Source organism: Paraburkholderia jirisanensis, assembly GCF_054782355.1.
This window is the reverse complement of sequence record NZ_BAAGSQ010000012.1, coordinates 52,731-72,070: the sequence shown is the minus strand read 5'-3', so window position 1 is coordinate 72,070 and position 19,340 is coordinate 52,731. Positions and strand designations below refer to the sequence as shown.

Sequence of the window (19,340 nt, the reverse complement as noted above, 5' to 3'; positions counted from 1 at the left end):
ACAACACCCGTTACGCGTTGCGGTTACCGCCCAACAGCCCGGAAAGCGCACCGAGCACACCGGACAGATTCGACGTATCGACCTTGCCGTCGGCGGGCACTTCACCGTTCGGCGTCGCCGCGTCGACGACGTGCGGCAGGACCTGCGACAGCAGTCCGGTGACCTGCTCGGGCTCGACGCCGGCCTTTGCCGCCAGATTCGTGACGGTTTCCGAGCCCAGCACCTGATGCAGCGTATCGGCGCTGATCGCCTTGTTTTCACCGCTGCCGATCCACGAACTGATGACGTCGCCGGCACCGTTTTCACGGAAGCGCTGGATCAGGCCATTCAGGCCGCCCGGCTGGTTGTTGATGAATTCGAGTGCGGTCGCGACGAGCGCCTGTTGGCCGCCACCGCCTTCGGGCGATTTGCCGAACATGGATCCCAACGTGTCGAGTAGGCTCATGACAGTCTCACTTGAGAGAGAAGGCCGGCGCACGCTGTGCGAACCGGCGATAAATACGCCGCGCGCTGCACGGCACCCAGGAAGCTTGCGGTCGTTGCGCATGCAACGGTCCGCATAAACCACAAGCACACGCGCGCCGCCGGTGGGGAATGCCGGCCGCGCCCGGCGCAATGCGCGACCGATCGTCTAACGACTACGGATCAGCGACCAACCGGTGACCAACCCGTGGCGACTCCGTCCCCGTCCTCGCGCAAAGCATGCGACACGCAAAGCATGCACAGCGTCTCGAGCACTGCGCGTGAACTCAGCGCGCTATCCCACTCACAGCCATCTCACCGCCAACCACGCGGCGCTCAGGCGCCCGACGCAGCCGGCGCCGAAGCGGCCTTGCTCTTTTTCTTCGACTTCGACGGCTTGCTGTCCGACGCGGCCGCCGGCGCACTGGCCGCTGCAGTAGCGGGAGCCGCCGCGGGGCTTTGCTTCGTCGTCTTGGTGCTGGACTTCGTGCTCGGCGCACCCGACGGCGGCGCACTCGAACCATTGATGGTCAGGCCAGCCGCTTCGAGGTTCTTTACGGATTTCGTACCGATGCCCTTGACGCGTGTCGCGAGGTCGTCGGCGTCCTTGAAGGGGCCGTTCTTGGTGCGTTCGTCGATGATGGCTTTCGCGTGGACCGGGCCAATGCCCTTGACCGATTCGAGCGCGGCCTGATCCGCGCTATTTACTTCGACGGCCGCCGCGAAACCCGCGGAGAACGTCAGAACCAGCGCAAGGCAAAGCATCATCCAGAGCTTCTTCAACATGGCAGGGAACTCCATTGAGGGCAAAACAGCCGGGAACGGACCATACATCCTGTCAGCAAGCGCTGCGTCAAGCATAGAACACTTTGTGCGTCATTATTGCGAAAACGGTACGTATAAGGCGACTTATTTGCCAAAACGCATATAACGAACGACCGGTGCGTGCACCCAACGCGCGCTCAGTTTTTTGCCGGGTCTTTTGCCTGATCTTTCGTCTGATTACGCCCACCCGCGTGCGGCGGTGCCGCGCTGCGCACGGCTGCGCCGCGTACTTCGAAGTGCACGGTATCGGTGCTGCTGCCGTCTGCTTCGACCAGTTCCAGCTGGTGGCGGCCAGGCCACGGCGGCCACATGACGCGCGCCGCGCTGCCGAGCAGTTTGCTGTCGAGCCGCCACACGCTCTGCGCGGATGCGCCGCTGGCACGCTCGAACGCGATGCGCTGACGCGCTGCCGGGATATCCGGGTCGAGCGCGAACAGCGTGCCGTCGGTTGGCGCGCCGATGCGCGCCGCGCCGCGCGGCAGGTCGCGGGCAGCGTCGCGGGCCGCCGCAGGCGTCGCATCGCGGGCTGCGTGACGAACCGCATCACGCGAGGATGAACCGCGAAGCTGTCCCGCGCTCGAAGTCGCGGCTGAGACCACCGGCGCCGCAGCGGGCGAGGCCGCCTGCGATGCCTCTGCCGCGCTGCGTGCATCGGCGGCGAGTGCCACGGTCTGCATTTGCGTGCCGCGCAGAAACCATTCGTCGCGCGCCGGTTCGACCGCGCGCTCGAACGCGATGCGCGTGCGGACCACGCCCGGCGGCGCCGCCGGCGGCGTGCTGGGCACGCGCCGATGCAGGTAGCCGACGATCGCGGCCCATACCGGCGCCGCGCCGGTGACGCCCGACACGTCCCACATCGGCGCGCCGTCGGCATTGCCGACCCACACGCCGACCGTATAGCGCGACGTGAAGCCGATCGTCCAGTTATCGCGCATGTCCTTGCTGGTGCCGGTCTTGACGGCGGAAAAGAAGCGCGTCGCCAGCGGGCTGTCGAAGCCGAAGGTGCGCGTGCGGGCGTTGTTGTCGGCCAGCACGGTGGTTACGATAAAGCTCGCGTCGGCGCTGAATACGCGGTGCGCGGCGGCTTGCGGCGCTGCACCGCGCGGTGCGGCCGGATGTGGCATGACATCGAAGGTGGGGGCGGTGAGCCCGCCGTTGGCCAGCGCGCGGTATGCATTGGTCAGCGACAGCAGCGTCACGTCCGAGCTGCCGAGCGCGAGACTGTAGCCGTAGTAATCGCCGCCTTGTTCGAGCGGCAGCCCGAGCGCAACCAGCGTATGCGCGAAGCGGTGCGGCGTGACCAGCACCAGCGTGCGCACCGCCGGCACGTTCAGCGATGAGCCGAGTGCGGTGCGTACGCTGACCCAGCCTTTGAAGTCCTTGTCGTAGTTCTGTGGAATATAGAGGCCGCCGCCCGCGGCGAGGTCGAGCGGTGCGTCGTCGAGCAGCGTCGCGCTGGTCAGACGGCGCTCGTCGAGCGCCTGCGCGTACAGGAACGGCTTTAACGTCGAGCCGGCCTGGCGGCGTGCGAGCACCGCGTCGACCTCGGGCGCGGCCGACAGCGCACCCGACGAACCGACCCACGCGAGCACGTCGCCGCTCGCGTTGTCGAGTACCACCACGGCGCCGTCCTGCACGTTGCGTGGATGTGCGCGTGCGTTCAGCTCGGTCAGCGCGCGCGTCAGCGTGGCACTGGCGAAGCGCTGCAGGTTCGCATCGAGTGTTGATCGGATGCGTGCGCCGGCGGCTGGATGCTGTTCGCTGGCCACGCGCCGCGCCAGATGCGGCGCGGCCGCTTCGGCGTCGGGAGAAGTAGTCAGCAGCGCCGGCGCCGGGCGCGCGAATGCAAGCTGGACGAAGCTGTCGAGGTTCGTGCAGCGTGCGGGCGCCTGCATGTCGCGCAGAATCCGGCAGGCGCGCGCCGCGACCTTCTGGTATGGCGCGTTCGGTGCGCGCACCAGCGCGGCGGCTACCGCGGCTTCGCGGTCGTCGAGCCCGGACGGCGCCTTGCCGAACAGCGTCAGCGATAGCGCGGACAGGCCGATCGTTTCGCCGCGAAACGGCACCAGGTTCAGATAGGCCTCGAGGATCTGATCCTTGCGCCAGCTGCGTTCGAGGCGCAACGCGTCGAAGGCCTGGCCGGCTTTCTGCGCCAGCGAGCGTTGCCCGGAGTGCTCGCGCTGGTCGGCGAGCAGACCGGATAGCTGCATCGTCACGGTGGACGCGCCGCGCGTGCGTGTATTCCAGAGGTTTGCCCACGCGGCCGCGGCCGCGCCGTGCCAGTCGACGCCGCTATGTTCGTAGAAGCGCTTGTCTTCGGAGACCACGATCGCCTCGCGCAGCGCCGGCGAGATGTCCGGCAGCGCAACCCATTCGCCGCGCCGCTCGCGGCGGTCGATTCGCGTGCGCTGCAGCGTCTGGCCGTCGCGCGCGAGCAGCAGCCAGTCGGAGCTGCGCCATTGTGTGTGCACGTCGTCGAAGGTGGGCAGTGCGAACGCTGTCAGCGGTAGCAGGCACAAGCTTGCGCTGATGACCGCTGCGCGCAGGATGTGCCGTAGGTGGTGTGTGCGACGCAGGTCGCTCACACCGCTCACACCGCTCACACCGCACAAGCCGCACAAGCCGCACAAGCCGCTAAAGCCGCGCAAGCTGCGCGCGCCCGTAACGAGCCGTAGCGGCAGGGCGGGCGGATAGCGCGGGTTCATCGCGGCGGCCTCGCGTGCGTCAATGCGCGGCGGAGGCCGCTGTCGCAGCCTGCGCGCCGCCCGCCGGCTGCACGATGACGGGTTCGTTCGGCAGCACGCCATACGTCGACGGCGCGTACAGCGCTTCGACGCGCGTCGGCGGCAGGCCGAAGGTGCCGACGTTGTTCAGCCGCTCGGTGTACTCGACCGAGAACTTGCCCTTCGGCAAGAACTCGTAGTACGCGCGATAGCCGTCGAAGCCACGCTCGACGAAGCTTGGCCACGCGCCGTCCGGCATCTTTTCGCCGTGCGTGGCGGCTTCCGAATCGCGGCCCAGCCCGGAGCCGAGGATCGTCGCACCGGCCGGCACCGGGTCGTTGACCACTACCCACGTCATGTCGGTTTGCGCGTCGATGTCCAGATGCACGCGCACCACGTCGCCGCGCGTGTAGACACCCTTGACGGCCGGATCGAGCGGCGTGACGGTCTTCGTGATTCGGTAGCCGGCGGCGAACGGTGCCTTCAGCGCGATTGCCGCGAGGCTTTCGATGGTCGCCCACGGCTTGCCGCTGCCGTCTTGCGTGAGCGTCAGCGGCTGCGGCCCGGATTGCGCCGGCGGCCACGGCAGCAGCAGACTGCGCGCGGCGGCACTGCGGGTGGCCGGCGTCGCCGAAGCAGCAGACGGTGCTGAACCCGCCGAAGCCGCAACCGAAGCCGCAACCGACGCCGCACCAGGCGCGGCATTGCCCGCATCGGTCGCCGCGTCCTGCCACGCAATCGTGCGTTCGAGCGTACCCAGTTGCAGCCTCGTGCGTCCGCTAACCGGCTCGCTCTCGAACGCACGCGAGAAGCGCTCGACCGCCAGCGACCCCCACACATTCGACGTGGTGGTCTGCCACGCGCCGTTGTGCTGCAGCGCGAGCAGTCCGCCCACGACGCGCGGCATCTCGTCCTTCCAGCCCGGTGCATCGACGAAGGTCAGCGCAAGGCGCGCCGCATTCGTTTCGGGACCGGTCATCAGCCACCACAGGTCGTCGTCGGTCTCGGTCGAGAAGGTGAGGCGCGTGCCCTGATACGTGAGCCGTGCGCGCAGCATCTGCTCGACCTGCGCGAGCTTGTCGTCGCGCTGTGGAATGCCCTTCACGCGCGACAGCACCGCGTAGTAATCGAGCACCGCCGAAGTGGGCCACTGGTTCGGCGAGACTTCGAGCGAATCGAGCATGCGCGGCTCGACCGCATTGAAGCGCGACAGCGCTTCGAGCGCGGCCAGCTTGCGCAGATCGAGGTCTTTGCGCGGCGCCCACGTGTTGCGTTCGAGGCGTCCTTCGACGAACGCGATCAGCCCGCCCTCGAGCTTGCTGCGCAGGTCGTCGGGCAGCGCGAAACGCGCGTCGAGTTGCGCGGCCTCGTCGCTGGCCGCGAGCAGGTAAGCGGTCAGCGTGGTGCTGCCGGAGTCGCGGCTGTCGTCGCCGGGCGGGAAATAATTGGCGAGGCCGCTACGGTCCAGATACACCGGCATCTTCGCGATCACCGATTGCCACATCTGCAAGTCGCGCAAGCCGAGCGCGCGCGAACTCTGCTGTTCGAGGCAGTTGTACGGATAGCGCTCGAGCCAGCGGCGCACGCCAGGCAAGCCGTCCGCGAGCTTGCTTTGCAGCGATACCGCAAGGCCGCCGCGCACCACGCCGCTTTGGGTGGCCGTCGCGTCAGGCGGCGCGGCCACCGGCATCGACAGCGTGCCGTCCACCTGCGCGAGGGTCGCCTGCTGAACCGTCACCGGGATCGCCGCGGCGACGCGCTGCGTGATCTTCAACGCGTCGGCGGCGTGCGGGCCGCCCTGTTCGGCGGCGCCGACGGTCCACGTCAGCGCGGGCAGTGCGCTGTCGGCGAGGCCGTCGGGCGCGGTCACGTTCCACGCGATCTCGCGCGCCGAGTTCGCCGCCAGCTCGACGGTTTGCGCCGGCAGCGCGAGGCCCGGCGCTTTCGCATCGACCACGACCTTCATCGCGCGCGCAGTGGTGTTGCGCAGCGTGAACTGCGCGCGGAACTGGTCGCCTTCGCGCACCAGCGGCGGCAGCCCGGAGATCAGCTGCAGGTCCTGGGTGCTGCGGATCGACGTGCTGCCGGTGCCGAACGTGCCGCTGCCGACCGCCGCGATCGCGACGATCCGGAAGCTCGTCAGCGAGTCGTTCAGCGGGATGTCGAGCGCCGCTTCGCCGTTCGCATCGAGTGTGACGCGCGGGTTCCACAGCAGCAGCGTGTCGAACAGCTCGCGGTTGGCCGTATGGCCACCGCCGCCGCCCGCCGGCACCGCCTTGCGGCCGAAGTGCCGGCGCCCGACGATTTCCATCTGCGCGGTGGCGGTTTCGACGCCGTATTCGCGGCGCGTCAACATCGCTTCGAGCAGATTCCAGCTGTCGTTGGGCATCAGTTCGAGCAGCGCCTCGTCGACCGCGGCGACCGCGATCTGCGTGCCGGCCGGCGCCGGCTTGCCGCCCGGCATCTGCACGCGCAGCTTCACATGCGCTTTGCCGCGCACCGTGTAGGACTTCGCATCCGGCGTGACGGTCACAGCAAGCTTGTGCGCGGCGGTGCCGACCTTGATCTCGGCGAGACCATAGCGGAACGCCGGCTTCGACAGATCGACCAGCGCGGTCGGCGCTTCGTAGTAGCGGCCTTCGTACCAGAACGCGCGCGCCCATTCGAGCGGCGCTTTCCAGCCCCACGTGAAGAACGAATACCACGGCACGTCGCGAATCCGCCCGCGCAGCGCGAGCACCGACACGTACACGTTCGGCCCCCACGACGGGTCCACCTTCAGCTCGATGGTCGGGTCGTTGCCGTTCAGCTGCACCACACGCGTATCGATGATGCCTTCGCGCTCGACCGCGACCAGCGCGGTCGCCTGGCGGAACGGCATGCGCACCTGGAAGCGCGCGGTGTCGCCCGGTTCGTATGCGTGCTTTTCGGGCAGCACGTCGATGCGGTCGGTGTTCTCGCCGCCGAACCACAACTGGTCCGCGCGCGTGACCCACACCGAGGTGGTCGCGGTGGACGCGCGGCCGCTGTCGTCCTTTGCCGTCACCACCAGATCGATGTTGCCGGTGTCGTTCAGCCGTGCGTCGCAATTGTAGAGACCGTGGTCGTCGCTCTTGCCGCTGCACAGCGTGCCGAGGTCTTTGGTTTCGGTGTGGTTGTCGTACGCGTAGAAGCCGCCGACCATACGCTTTCTCGACGACGTCGTGATGCGCGCGATGCCATGCACTTCGAGCGCGACACCCGCGCGCGGCTTGCCCTGCAGGTCGAGCGCGAGCGCCTTGACCGGCACCTCGCTGCCGACCGACACCCATTGGCCCGACCTGACGCCCGCCACCACCGCGGCCGGCCACAGCGTCGCGTTGCCGCGGATGGTCTGCACTTCGCCGTTCGGGTCGGCGAAGGTCGCTTCGAGCGCGAGGCGTTTGGGCGCATCGACGGCCGGCAGGTTTTTCAGTGTCAGCGCGCCGGAGCCGTTGCGATCGAGCGTCACCGGCTCCTTGTCGGCGACCAGTTTCGCCCCGTCGTCGGGTGTGGAGGCGGAGGGTTCGGCGTCGCTGTCGTCGCTGCTGCTGTCCGAGCCGGCTGCGTTATCGTCGGCCGGTTTTCGATACGGTGCGAAGCTGTAGTCCGGCCAGGCGTCGGTGAAGGAGGGCGAGGTGTTCTGCATCAGCGCCGACACCTGCACCGGCAGGCCCGACGCGCCGCCACCCGACGTGTAGTCGATCTGTACCGCGACCGGCGCCTGTTGCACGGCGACCAGCGGATGCGCGTTCTCGTCGCGCACCGCGATCGAGCCTTTGAGTACCGGCAAGCGGAATTCCTCGACGCGGAAGCTGCCGGACAGGTAGTTGACCTGCCGCGCGCCCTGGTCGGCGTCGGCGTCGCTGTCGTTGTCCTGATTGCCGCTATCGCCTGTGCCCGACGCGTTGGCATTGGGGTCGCCGTCGTCAAGCGACACGCTGTATTCGCCGAGCTTCGCGGCCGCGGGAATCACAAAGGTCGAATCTGCGGTGTGGTCCGCGGCCCACTTCAGCGGCAAGTGGTAGGTCTGGCCGGTGCCGAGGTGGCGGATCGTCACGCGCGTCGGATAAGCCGGCGGGAACGCGAAGCCTTGCAGCGTGCGCACGCGGATCAGATGCTTCATCGACACCGTCTCGCCGGCGCGCAGCAGCGTGCGGTCGAACACCGTATGCGCTTCGACGCTCGGCTGCACGCTCATGTCGGTCGGCACGTTGAAGCGCCACGACTCGATGCCGCGATTCCACTCGCTGCGCACGAACGCCATGTCCGGGCCGGTCTTCGGATCGTCGATGCGGGCCGACACGAACAGGCCCTCGTAGTTGTCGTCCTTGCAGCGATCGGCCGGCCGCAACGTCTTGCCGATGGTTAAAAGGCCGCGCGCATCGGTCTTGCCGGTCGCGAGTTCCGCGCCGTTGCAGTCGCTCACGCGCACGTCGGCGTTCGGCACCGGCTGGCCCTTGTCGAGCGTGGTGACCCACACCACGCTGTTCTCGCGCCCCTGCTTGAAGTGCACGCCGAGATTGGTGACCAGCACCGCCGTGCGCACGTACATCGGCGCCGGCTTGTCGAGCAGCGATGCACCCAGGCGCGGCGACGCGAGCTCGATCACGTAGAAGCCGGGCTTCGGCACCGGTACGCCGACCACTTCGAACGGGCGCAGCGCTTGCGGATCCGCGGGTTTCGGCAGCATCAGCGTTTCGACGCCGCTCTGGCCGGCCAGCAGCGACAGCGAGCGCACGTCGATCAGCCGCTCGTTTGCCTTCGGCGGTGTTTCGCCCGGCGCGGTCGGCACGTAGACCGGATGCGGGTTGTGCGCGAGCAGATCGGGCATCTCCTTGCGGATCGACGCGCGGTTCATGCCGTACTGATCGAAGCGTTCGATTGCGCGCATCCAGTGGCGGATGTCGCTGTCGGCATCGACGCGCAGCTTGCTGAACTGCGCGTTGCCTGCGTTGAGACCGGCGATATGCAGATCCGCTTCGACGTTGCGCAACGTGACCGGTACCAGCGCAGGGGTATCCGGCTCGGCGAAGCGCTCGATGATGCCAAAGGTGCCCGACGAGAACTTCGCGAGCGGCGGCAGCGGCGCGGTGCTGGTTTTCAGCGGGAACAGGTCGGCGTTCGACAGCGTGCGGCCGCTGACGTCTTTCAGGTTGGCCGGCACGTCGATCGTCAGTGCGGCATGTTCGGGCAGCGGCGCGGCGAATTCGACGGTGTCGACCTGCGGGCTTTTGTCGTCGGGTGGGAAGGTCGGCGCGATGGTGGTGCCGCCCGCACCTTGCAAGCGGATCTGGTCGGCATCGGCGCGCGCGATCGGCGCGTTGAACTGCAGCCGCAACGGCCGCAGCGGCGTGCAGGGCGCCTTGGCGTTTTCCCGCTCGCACGAGAAGCTCGCGGCAAACGGCGCGCGCACGGTGTAATCGAAGCGTTTTTCGACGTCGTTCGCGATGCCGCTCGGGCTTGCCACGCCGATGCCGTAGACCAGCTGCATCTTCGCGTTCGACGGCAGCGTTTGCTGGCATTGCAGCGTCAGCACGCGCGCGGCTTCCTTCTGCAGCCTGAAGCGCGCCAGCAACGCAGTGCGCGAGCTTGCGTCGAGGGTCTTCACCGGCACGCGGTTGCCGAGGCCACTGGCCTCGCACCAGATGTGCTCGCGCACCGAGGCTTCGGTCGCGGGGCCGTTCAGGCGGACGACGAAAGCCTGGTTTTCGTCGATTTCGCCGCCGTACGGTTGCACGCCCAGCACGGCCGGGCCGCCGGTTTCGAAGCTATAGCGGCGCGGGCCGGTCAACGCGCGGCCGGCGCTCGACTTCAGCGTCGCACCGAGCTCGACCGAACAGCGCACGCCCGGCGGCAGGTCGGCCTTGAAATTCCACGCCCAGGTTTTTGCGTCGATCCAGTTGCCCTGGCCGGCGCTCGCGGCCGCGTCGCTGCAATGCACGCCGGCCGGATCGGGGGCGTTCGCCGTGCCGAATGCGACCATCGCTTCGTCGAACTTGACGACCACCTGGCGCACCTGCGCAACTCGCCCTTGCGGCGACACCTGGGTGATGCGTGCGGCATCGGCGCGCCACGCGCCGGTGGTCATTCCGCCCAGCGCGATTAACGCGGCGGCTGCCCATTGCCATTTTGGTTTGCTGGTGCCGCTGCGCATCGACCGCGCTCCTGATCGTGTTCAGAACGCTGGCGATTCTAACCGAGCAAGGTGTACGTTCCCAACCCTTTGATCGGCGCAGCGTGCCTGCTACGCGGCATGGTGGGGCGTGGCGATGCGAGGGGAGTGGGGCGGTTGATGCGTGATGGCTTTTTTGTTGATTAGGGATGCTGGCGGAAGGGTACGCATTTCGCAGCGCTGACGACGACGGTGCGCGGCGCGAGGAGGGCGCGTGAAGGGCGCGTGAAGGGCGCGTGAAGAGCGCGTGAAGGCGGCCGCGGTGGTGCGCGCTACGTTTAGCGCGCTGGGCCTGGACGTTTGCGGGAGGATGCTTTTGCGGAGGCCGCCTTCGCGGAGGCCGCCTTCGCGGAGGCCGCCTTCGCGGAGGTCGCCTTTGCAGAGATCGCTTTTACGGGCGCCGTCTGTGCGAAGACCGCCGCAGACGCCGAGGTGGTCACCTTTGCGGAGCCCACTGGCGTAGCGCCCGCGCTGGCGCGGGGCTTCTTCGTGTGCGGCGCCGTTGTGCCGGGCTGGCGCGCAGGCGCACCGGCCGCATCCGCCGCAATGCCGGACAGATACCCGGTCACCGCAACATAAACCCGCCGCTGCAAGCCTTCCGCATCGGTTTCGCGTTGCTCGCCCGCCACGTCGACGATGCCGCGCGTCATCGCCAGCACATCCTGCGCCGCCAGTTCGGGATACGCGACGCGCGGCGCATCGGGGCGCTGCAGCGCATCGACGATAGTTTGCTGCAGCAGCGCGGCCATGCTGCGGTTGTGCGTGTGCAGCGGCAGCCGCCGCTCCTCGAAATCGATGATCCGCGCCAGCGCCGGGCGGTTCATCTGATGCTCGACCGCGGCGCGCGTCAGGTAATCGAGAATGGCCGCGCAGCTGTCGAGCTGTTGCGAAGTGCGCACCGCAGTAAGCAGGCCGGCGGTCTCGCGCTCGATCAGCGCGGCGGTCAGCGCATCGCGATTCGGGAAGTACTGATACAGCGAGCCGATGCTGACGCCGGCCAGCTGGGCCACCGCGTTGGTCGTGTAGCCGCCGAAGCCTGTGGTCTCGAGAATGCGTGCAGCGGCTTCGAGAATCGCCTCGACGGTGGCAGCGGAGCGCCGCTGCAGCGGCGCCTTGCGGGGCGCGAGCGGGTCGATCGGGGCTTTACGGGGCATCGGAGCAATGCGAGCAGTGAATGAGAGCAAACGCTCATATTCTACGTGCTCGTTGCGCGCCCGCTCAGACGCGCGGTTTCGCGGGGCGATCCGCCCGTTCCGAAGGCCGCGTCTCGGCGCAGTCCGCCGCGAAGATCTCGGTCTGCGCGACGTGGCGCGTGTCGCGCGGCGGATAGCCAAACTGTGCCTTGAAGGCCCGGCTAAACGCTGCCTCCGACGTATAGCCGGCTTCGTGGGCGACCTCGACCACCTTCGATGTGCCGGCGCGCAGCAAGTCGGCTGCGATCGTCAAACGCCAGCGAGTCAGATAACGCCGCGGGGGAATGCCGATCGCCGCGGTAAACCGCTCGGAGAAGATCGAGCGCGACATCGTGGCAATCTCGGCAAGCGACTTCACCGTCCACGCGCGAGCGGGATCCAGGTGCATCGCGTTCAGCGCGCGTCCGATACGTTCGTCGCTCAGCCCGGCAAGCCATCCTAGGCGCTCGCCCTGACTGCAGATCCATGCCCGCAACGCGCGCGTCACAAGCAGTTCGATCAGGCGTGGGATCATAAACAAAGACCCCGGGCCGACGTTGCTCGCTTCTTCATTCAGAAGCTGAGATATGGTCGCCAACCATGGCGGCATGCCACCGTCTTCGCATTTCAGATGGATCAGTCGCGGCAATCCCGATAACAGCGAGCGCAGTGGTCGGCCGTTGATGTGGAACGCGCCGGCGAGAAAGTAGCCTGCGATATCGTGGTTCTCCGCCCACCTGATTGCCTGACCGGGTGCATTCGCGACAGCCGACGGATGCGCGTCGAAGCGTCGAAGTCCCGCTCCCTTCGCCTGATCGCGTAACGTGAAGCCATCCTGATTGAGCACCAGTACGAAGTCGCCCGGCCGCAACAACACGCACTCGCCGTCGGGCTGGGAGATCCACGCTTCACCGTCGAGCAGATGCAGAAAGCTGGCCGGACCCGGTGCAAAGGTCACTTCCGTCAAAGCACCCAGCTCGCCATGAAAGGCGGTATCGCCACGAGGTCGAATTCGCTTGAGCGCCTCTGACAATGCATCGCCATGCTTTAACAACACGGATTGTTGCTTGAGCATGTCGACAGATGCCGTCTCGCGCCGGCCTGGAACAGCATGGATACCGCGGCACAGGGCGTCGCGGTAAATATTACGAAATACTTGCGCATGGGGGCTCGAACCACGGTTTGCGACAGCGATCTTCCTTTGCTGGACAATTGAAGCAGTTTGGCCAGCTACTGTAGAGAAGGTCGATACGCTCGGCCATATCGCTGCGTCCGGTTTGCATGATGCATCGTACGATCCGCAAGGCGCGGCACCAGGCTGTCGGCGCGATGTGATCTGATATGGTATGGATGACGAACTCCCTTCTCTCGAGCAACCGATGCCGCCGGAACACCTTGATGTATTGTCCCAGGTACTCAAGCTGATTCGCCTGCGCGGTGACCAGGTGTTTCATGGCGAATTGGGTCGCGCCGCGCAAGTGGATTTCCCGCCGGGGCCGGCGACCTTTTTGCATCTACGCACCGGCGAGCTGTGGGTTTCGCAACGCGATGGCGAAGGCGTGGCGATGCGGCCGGGTGACTTCGTGCTGTTGCCGCATGCCGATGGCTCGACGATTCGCGGCGAACCGGACGCCGAGGCGCCGCGGTGCTTCGATGCGGATGTGCGCGCCCGCTCGCAAGTGGCCCAGACGTTCAGATGGGCAACCGATGACGGCATCGCCGCGACCTTTCTCGCCGGCGCCTTCTATTTCGATGGCGCGCCGTTGCGATCTCTGCTCACGGGCCTTCCCGGAATGATTCACCTGACCTGCGACAGGGCCACCGACCCGCCGTGGCTCGCGTCGATCTCGCACTTTCTCGATGTGGAATCGCGGGCGGACAGTCCGGGCGCATCGCTGATGATCTCGCGGCTGATCGACCTGCTTGTGATCCGCACGCTGCGCATGTGGGTAAGCCGGCAATCGGATCGGGCCAGCTGGCTGTCGGGACTCAGCGATGAACGGGTTGGGCGGGCCTTGAATGCGATGCACGCAGCGCCCGACCGGGCGTGGACCGTCGAGTCGCTGGCCGAGATCGCGGCGATGTCGCGTTCGATGTTCTCGGATCGTTTTACCGCGGTGGTCGGGCTGCCGCCGTTGCGGTATCTGACGCGCTGGCGCTTGACGATTGCCGCGGACCTGTTGCGCACCGGAACGCTGAAGGTGACCGACGTTGCGTATGGTGCGGGCTACGGCTCTGAAGCGGCTTTTAGTCGCGCATTCAAGGCGCAGTTTGGTTATCCGCCGAGCGACGCGCATCGGCTTGCCCCGAGCGGCGTGTTTCGGGCGCGCAGTTCGGACCTTGCCTGACCCGCGTGGAGTTCAGGTTCATGCGGCGTGTGCAGCGTGTGTGTTTCGGCGCCGGCAAGACGACCGGGTCGCCTTGCCGGGCTTTCCTTTGAAAGAAGAGCGGATTCCTTATTTGGCCGCGGCCTCAATCGCTTTTGCCAGGCCGTCCGGATCGGTCAGGAACGGCGTATGGCCGGTCTGCAACGTGTACTCGGCGCGTACCGGGGTGCTGGCCACCATCTTTGCCTGGAACGACGGGCTGATCACCTGATCCAGCGCGGTATGGATATACACCTTGTCGACCTTGCCGAAGGCGGCGGCCGTGACGTGCACAGGCGTGGCAAGCGGGCCGACCGGTTCATCCAGGATCAGATCCGGAATCGCCTTGCGCAACGCGTCGGGACCTCCATTCGCGAACAGATCGGCGCGTGCGGAATAGTCGATCGACGCAATGCCTTTTTCCTTGTCGATTTTCAGGCTCGGGCCGATTTTGGCGTCGGCGTCCTGCTGTGCCATCGAGACGAGCGAGTCGCCGTCGTGCGGCAGGTAGGCGGCAAGGAACACCAGCGTCTTGATCTTTTTGGGCGCTTTCTCAGCCACCGCGGAGATCACGATGCCTCCAAAGCTGTGACCGACCACGACCGCCGGGTGATGCAGCTTGTCCAGCGCCGTGACCACCGTGTCGCGGTACAGGTCGAGGCTGACCTTGTCCGGTGCAGCGGGGTTGCCGGGGCGGCCGGGCAGATCGACCGCGACCACCTTGTAGCCGTCGGCTTCGAGTTTGGCGGTGACATGGCCCCAGACCTTGGCGTTTTCGAACGCGCCGTGGACCAGCACTATAGGCGGCTTTTCCGCGGCTATCGCGCTGGCGCTGAAAGCGAACGCGGGAGTGAGGAGAGCAGCGAGGAGGCGTTTCATGCGCGAAGCTTCCTTAAGTAGGAATGGCATCCATCAATGCCGATGCCGGGAGTGGGGATCGCTGCTCACTCTAGGGAAGGTGACCGGGGCTGGCCATATCGCGGCGTCTGGTTCGCATGATCGATCGTACGGCCGGTGGTTTTCGGTGCGCGGCGGCGCGGCCTGATCGATAGCGTTTCATGATTCGTTTCGCTTGACTTAGAGTGCACTTGAACCTCTAACCTGAGTTCCGTCATGTCCAAAGCACTCACGATCGGTCAGGTCGCCGCGCAAAGCGGCATCTCCACGCACACGCTGCGCTATTACGAGCAGGCTGGGCTGCTGCGCGCGATCGGCCGCAACACGGCTGGACACCGTCTGTATGCGCCGGCCGATCTCGACTGGCTGCAGTTCGTGATGCGTCTCAAGGCGACCGGCATGCCGATCGCGGGTATGCAGGCGTTTGCGCAGCTGCGCGCGGCCGGCGACGCGACCGTGGGTGCGCGCCGCGAGATGCTCGCGTCGCATCGCGATGCGGTGGTGGCGCGCATGGCAGAGCTGCAGTCGAACCTCGCGGCGATCGTCGAAAAGATTGCGCATTACGAGGCGATCGAGCGGGATGAAACGCGGGCTGCAGCGCGGGATGCTTTGGCGGAGGGTCCGCAGCACACACCGCGCGATGCACGACCGGACACTGCCGCGCAAAGCGTCGCGCGGCAACCCGGTGCGCGGCGAACCGCACGCGGTCGGACATGACACCTCGACAACCCGCAGGCGAAGGAGAGTTCACGATGCAACAGGCAGACAACGAACGCTATGAACGCGGCTGGGACAAGCTGAAAGAAATCGACGGGCACGCCGGCGAGCAGGTGCTCGATGCGCTCGCCCCGATCGCACCGGATTTCGCGCGCTATCTGATCGAGTTTCCGTTCGGCGATATCTACAGCCGCCCGCAACTCGATCTGCGTGCGCGAGAGATCGCGACGATCGCCGCGCTGGCGGCGCTTGGCAATGCGCAGCCGCAACTGAAGGTGCATATCGAAGCGGCGCTGAACGTCGGCTGTACGCGCGACGAGATCGTCGAAGTGTTTATGCAGATGGCCGTGTATGCGGGATTTCCGGCTGCATTGAACGCGCTGTTTGCGGCTCGCGATGTGTTCGCCAAACGCGACGAGTGTGTCGTGGCGTAGCGTGGCAGCGGTGTGAAGGCAGCGTGAGGCAGCGTGAAGCGGTGCGAGAGGCGAAGCAGTGCGGGCGGCGCGGACGCGACGTTTTCAGAGCGTTGCATCGCGCGCGCCTGCGCCGCTTCGCACGTCACGCACGCTGATCTTGCGCCAGTAGAACAACAACCCAAGGCCCGCCACCGCAAGGCTCGCGGAATTGGCCACCCAGAAACCACGCGCGCCCGTGAGCCACACAGGCACATGGCCGCCGACGCCGAAACCAAGCATATAACCACCGCCCAGCCCGACGCCCCACAGCGCAACCGCATAGATCACGGTCGGCACGATCACGATGCGATGCGCCCGCAGCACGAACGCGGTGGTGACCTGCAGCGCATCGAACAGGTGATAGAACGCGACGATCAGCACCAGCGGCAGGGCGGCCGCGGCGACAGTCTCGTCGGTCGTATAACCGGCGATGATCAATCCGCGCAGTGCGATCACGGCTACGCAGAAAGCACACGCGAGCCCGCACGCGAGCAGGATGCCGTGCCGCGCGAGCGCCTGCGCTTGCCGGTGCCGCTCGCCGCCGAGCGCGCGGGCGACCAGCGTCGAGGTTGCGATGCCGATCGATAGCGGCGTCATGTACAGCACGGCGCCGAGATTCGCGGCGATCTGATGACCGGCCAGCGTGGTCGTGCCGAAGCGCGCGATAAACAGCGCCATGAACGTGTACGACGTCACCTCGATCAGATACGACAGCCCCATCGGAATGCCGAGCTTCAACAGCGCGAGCTGGCGTTGCCACACCGGCCAGCAGAAGCGGCCGAAGATCGCGAACGGCCGGAACACGTCGAGCCGCGCCAGCAACAGCAAGCCGACGCCGCCGAGCATCCAGTTGATCAACGTGCTGGCGAGCGCGCAGCCCGGTCCGCCGGCGGCGGGCACGCCCAGCCCGCCGAAAATCAGCCAGCGGTTCAGCGGGAACTTCAACAGCAGCGCGCCGACCTGCAGGAACATCACGAGGCGCGGCTGGCCGACCGCGGTGGCGAGCGAGCTGTACACGCGAAACACGAGGCTCGCGGGCAGGCCGAACGACAGGATCTGCAGATACGCGATGGTGCGCTCGCGCAAGGCCTCGGGCGCGTGCGCGAGCTGCAGCAGCCGCGCCGGAAAATACAGGATCAGAAAGCCGATCACGGTCAGCGCCGCGGCGAGCCACAGCGCCTGGCGCGTGTCCTCGCCGATTTCGGTGAGGCGCCCGGCGCCGTACGACAGGCCGACGGTCGGCTGCAGCGCGGTCAGAATGCCGGTCAGCGCGATGTACACCGAGATGTAGATCGATGCGCCGAGGCCAAGCGCGGCCAGATCGGTGGCCGAGTAGCGGCCGACCATCGCGGTGTCGATCACGCCGAACGCGATGATCGCGAGCTGGCCGATCAGTACTGGCCACGCCAGCGCAACGATTTTGCGAATGTCGGCGAATATCATCGAAGGGTTGGTTGGGTCATCGGGCTGCGGTGCGCATCCAGGTGTCGGTGCGCGGGGCGGGGCGGTTCGGTGCCCCGCGGCCGCGGCACGTGCCGCGGGTTCGCTTACTGCGGCAGCTTACTGCGGCAGTTTAGGCCGCGGATTGCGCCGTTTGACGGGCGGCGTCGGCCGGTCGATGCGCACGTACAGACGGAAGCGTTCGTCGCGGTCGGCCGCGCGCCGGCCTTCCCACACCAGCTTCCAGACGAAATTCGACATCGAGCTCGGTTCGCCGAAGTCCTGCGTGTCCTGACGCAGGATCACGTCGCAGTCGTCGTCGTTGAACGAGAAGTGCATGCCGCCGAAATACGCGAAGGTCGCGATCTGCGCATTGCCGAGGCGCACCGGCGAAATGCACGAATAGTCTTCCGGCAGATGCGTGGCGATGTGCTGCGCAACGTCCTTGTAGGTACGGCTGTAGTTGACGAACGGCAGCCATAGTGTCATCAGCAGCACCCACATCAGCGTGGTGCCGGCGCTCGACAGCACGACACTGCGCCACAGTACCTTCGGATGCCGTGCGACGCGCCATCGCACCAGCACGATCCAGCACACCGTCACCGCGATCGCGCAGATCAGCGACAGGATCTTGAATTGCGGCGTGTAGCCCGGCACGAGCCGCGACAGATTGCGCGCGAGAAAGAACGGAAAGCCCGTCATCGACGCGAACCACACCAGCCACACGAACGAGCTGAGCACCGTGAAGCTCAACACCGCGAACCAGTCGAATGCGTTGATCGCGCCGCGCTTCAGGGTGGGCAGCGCGAAGGCCGCGAGCACCGCGAGCGCGGGCAGCGGCAGCATGTAGAGACGATTGGTCTCCGAGCTTTGCAGGATGACCAGCATGAACAGCGGCACGATGACCGACAGCGGTATCGCGATGTGCGGCGCGCGGCGCAGCCCCGACCAGCTGATCCATGCCCAGATCGCGAGCGGCCACGCGGGCCAGGTGAAGAGAGGCAGGTTCTTCAGCGCGTACATCAGCACCGGTCCGAACGGGCCGGTGAACGAGTTCAGACTGCCGCGCATCCACTGGTTCAGGAACCAGACGCCATCGGCCGGGAACGCGGCGAGCGTCGCGAGCGGCCACGCGAGCGCCAGCGCCAGCGCGATCGGCAGGCCGACCGGCAGCAGCCAGCGCGAACGCGCTTCGCGCACGATCAGCATCATGGTCAGCGTGCCGACCAGCAGCGCGCCGACCAGCACCGGGCTGCTGGTCAGAGCGACCAGCCCGAGCCCGGCGCCCCAGATCAGCGCGCCCTGGATCGGCTTGTCGAGCGTGCGCACGAGGCCGTACACCAGCATCGCGATGCAGACGAACTGGGCGAGCGCCGGTGTGGTTTCGTGACCGCGCTCGGCGAGGCCAAAGCAGGCGAGCAGGATCAGCAGCGCGCCATCGGCGAGCGTGCGGCCGTAGTCGCGCGGTTCCGGCTCGCCGCCGAACGCGAATTTGAACGGCTGCACTTCGGTGCGCCGGCCAAGCAGATACGCCGCATACCAGACGAACGCGCACGCCGTGCAGAACATCAGGCCGGTAAATACCCGCGAGGCGTTGCTGGCATCGACCCACGGCGCGAGTGCGCGGATCGCCAGCGCGCCGGGCCAGTAGCCGCCTGGGCCGTCCGACGTGATGTACTTGCCGACCAGGTTGGGCAGCAACCAGTCGCGCAGGTTGCCGTTGGCCATCGTCCACATCACGCCGAAACCGGCCGCATCCTCGTTTTTCCACGGGTCGCGGCCGAACAGGCCGAATGACGCGTAGATCACGCAGATGGTCAGCAGCAGCCAGCGTGGCAGTGCGCTGGTTGCGGAGGCGGTAAGACGGACGACGGGTCTCATGCAGTGTTATTGATAGCGATGATGCGTTTTCTCGTGACGCGGTGACGAGACCGCAAGCAGCCCGGAAACCCGGCCGGTTTCGAACATCCGGCATTGTAGACGGGTGGGCTGGCGCACGTCATGAGCGGGTTCGCGGCGCGTCGGCTGCAGCGAGCCGTAAAGCCCAGACGATAAAAAAGGGCAGCCTACGCTGCCCTTTTTGTGTCGTT

At 66.8% G+C, this 19,340-nt stretch carries 10 protein-coding genes and 2 pseudogenes; 3 read left to right on the top strand and 9 right to left on the bottom strand.

Annotation, left to right across the window (positions count from 1 at the left end; translation table 11 throughout):
* Positions 1–10: 10 nt before the first annotated feature.
* From ACYVNQ_RS06990 to ACYVNQ_RS06965, 6 genes and pseudogenes are all read right to left on the bottom strand, one after another.
* The gene (locus ACYVNQ_RS06990) at positions 11–445 is read right to left on the bottom strand and encodes a YidB family protein (RefSeq protein WP_460901760.1); all 435 of its coding nucleotides are present in this window, start codon (positions 443–445) and stop codon (positions 11–13) included.
* Positions 446–801: 356 nt separating this feature from the next.
* Positions 802–1,248 (bottom strand): annotated as a pseudogene (locus tag ACYVNQ_RS06985) (ComEA family DNA-binding protein); the annotation flags it as partial.
* A gap of 176 nt (positions 1,249–1,424) precedes the next feature.
* Positions 1,425–3,992, bottom strand: coding sequence for a penicillin-binding protein 1C (pbpC, locus tag ACYVNQ_RS06980; RefSeq protein ID WP_460901759.1), 2,568 nt, complete (start codon positions 3,990–3,992; stop codon positions 1,425–1,427).
* Between the two features lie 19 nt (positions 3,993–4,011).
* On the bottom strand, positions 4,012–10,185 hold the full coding sequence (locus ACYVNQ_RS06975; RefSeq protein ID WP_460901758.1) for an alpha-2-macroglobulin family protein: 6,174 nt from the start codon (positions 10,183–10,185) through the stop codon (positions 4,012–4,014).
* 572 nt (positions 10,186–10,757) lie between these two features.
* A pseudogene (locus tag ACYVNQ_RS06970) lies at positions 10,758–11,357 on the bottom strand (TetR/AcrR family transcriptional regulator); the annotation flags it as partial.
* Between the two features lie 64 nt (positions 11,358–11,421).
* A complete protein-coding gene (locus ACYVNQ_RS06965) occupies positions 11,422–12,795 on the bottom strand; it encodes an AraC family transcriptional regulator (protein WP_460901757.1) in 1,374 nt (457 codons plus the stop codon).
* Between ACYVNQ_RS06965 and ACYVNQ_RS06960 the strand changes: the two genes are divergently transcribed.
* Positions 12,779–13,723 carry an AraC family transcriptional regulator gene (locus tag ACYVNQ_RS06960; protein ID WP_460901756.1) on the top strand — a complete coding sequence of 315 codons (945 nt, stop codon included), beginning with the start codon at positions 12,779–12,781 and terminating at the stop codon, positions 13,721–13,723. The two genes, ACYVNQ_RS06965 and ACYVNQ_RS06960, sit on opposite strands and share 17 nt — an antisense overlap.
* A gap of 108 nt (positions 13,724–13,831) precedes the next feature.
* Here ACYVNQ_RS06960 and ACYVNQ_RS06955 read toward each other — a convergent pair whose 3' ends face one another.
* Positions 13,832–14,620 (bottom strand): alpha/beta fold hydrolase, encoded by a 789-nt coding sequence (locus ACYVNQ_RS06955; RefSeq protein WP_460901755.1) that lies wholly within the window; start codon positions 14,618–14,620, stop codon positions 13,832–13,834.
* 234 nt (positions 14,621–14,854) lie between these two features.
* On the opposite strand from ACYVNQ_RS06955, the gene ACYVNQ_RS06950 reads away from it, so the two are divergent.
* Positions 14,855–15,355, top strand: a complete 501-nt coding sequence (locus ACYVNQ_RS06950) for a MerR family transcriptional regulator (RefSeq protein ID WP_460901754.1) — start codon at positions 14,855–14,857, stop codon at positions 15,353–15,355.
* Between the two features lie 35 nt (positions 15,356–15,390).
* A complete protein-coding gene (locus ACYVNQ_RS06945; RefSeq protein ID WP_460901753.1) occupies positions 15,391–15,789 on the top strand; it encodes a carboxymuconolactone decarboxylase family protein in 399 nt (132 codons plus the stop codon).
* Between the two features lie 84 nt (positions 15,790–15,873).
* Here ACYVNQ_RS06945 and ACYVNQ_RS06940 read toward each other — a convergent pair whose 3' ends face one another.
* Together ACYVNQ_RS06940 and ACYVNQ_RS06935 are read right to left on the bottom strand one after the other, a co-directional pair.
* On the bottom strand, positions 15,874–17,250 hold the full coding sequence (locus tag ACYVNQ_RS06940; RefSeq protein ID WP_460901987.1) for an MATE family efflux transporter: 1,377 nt from the start codon (positions 17,248–17,250) through the stop codon (positions 15,874–15,876).
* Between the two features lie 120 nt (positions 17,251–17,370).
* A complete protein-coding gene (locus ACYVNQ_RS06935; protein ID WP_460901752.1) occupies positions 17,371–19,131 on the bottom strand; it encodes an ArnT family glycosyltransferase in 1,761 nt (586 codons plus the stop codon).
* Positions 19,132–19,340 lie beyond the last annotated feature (209 nt).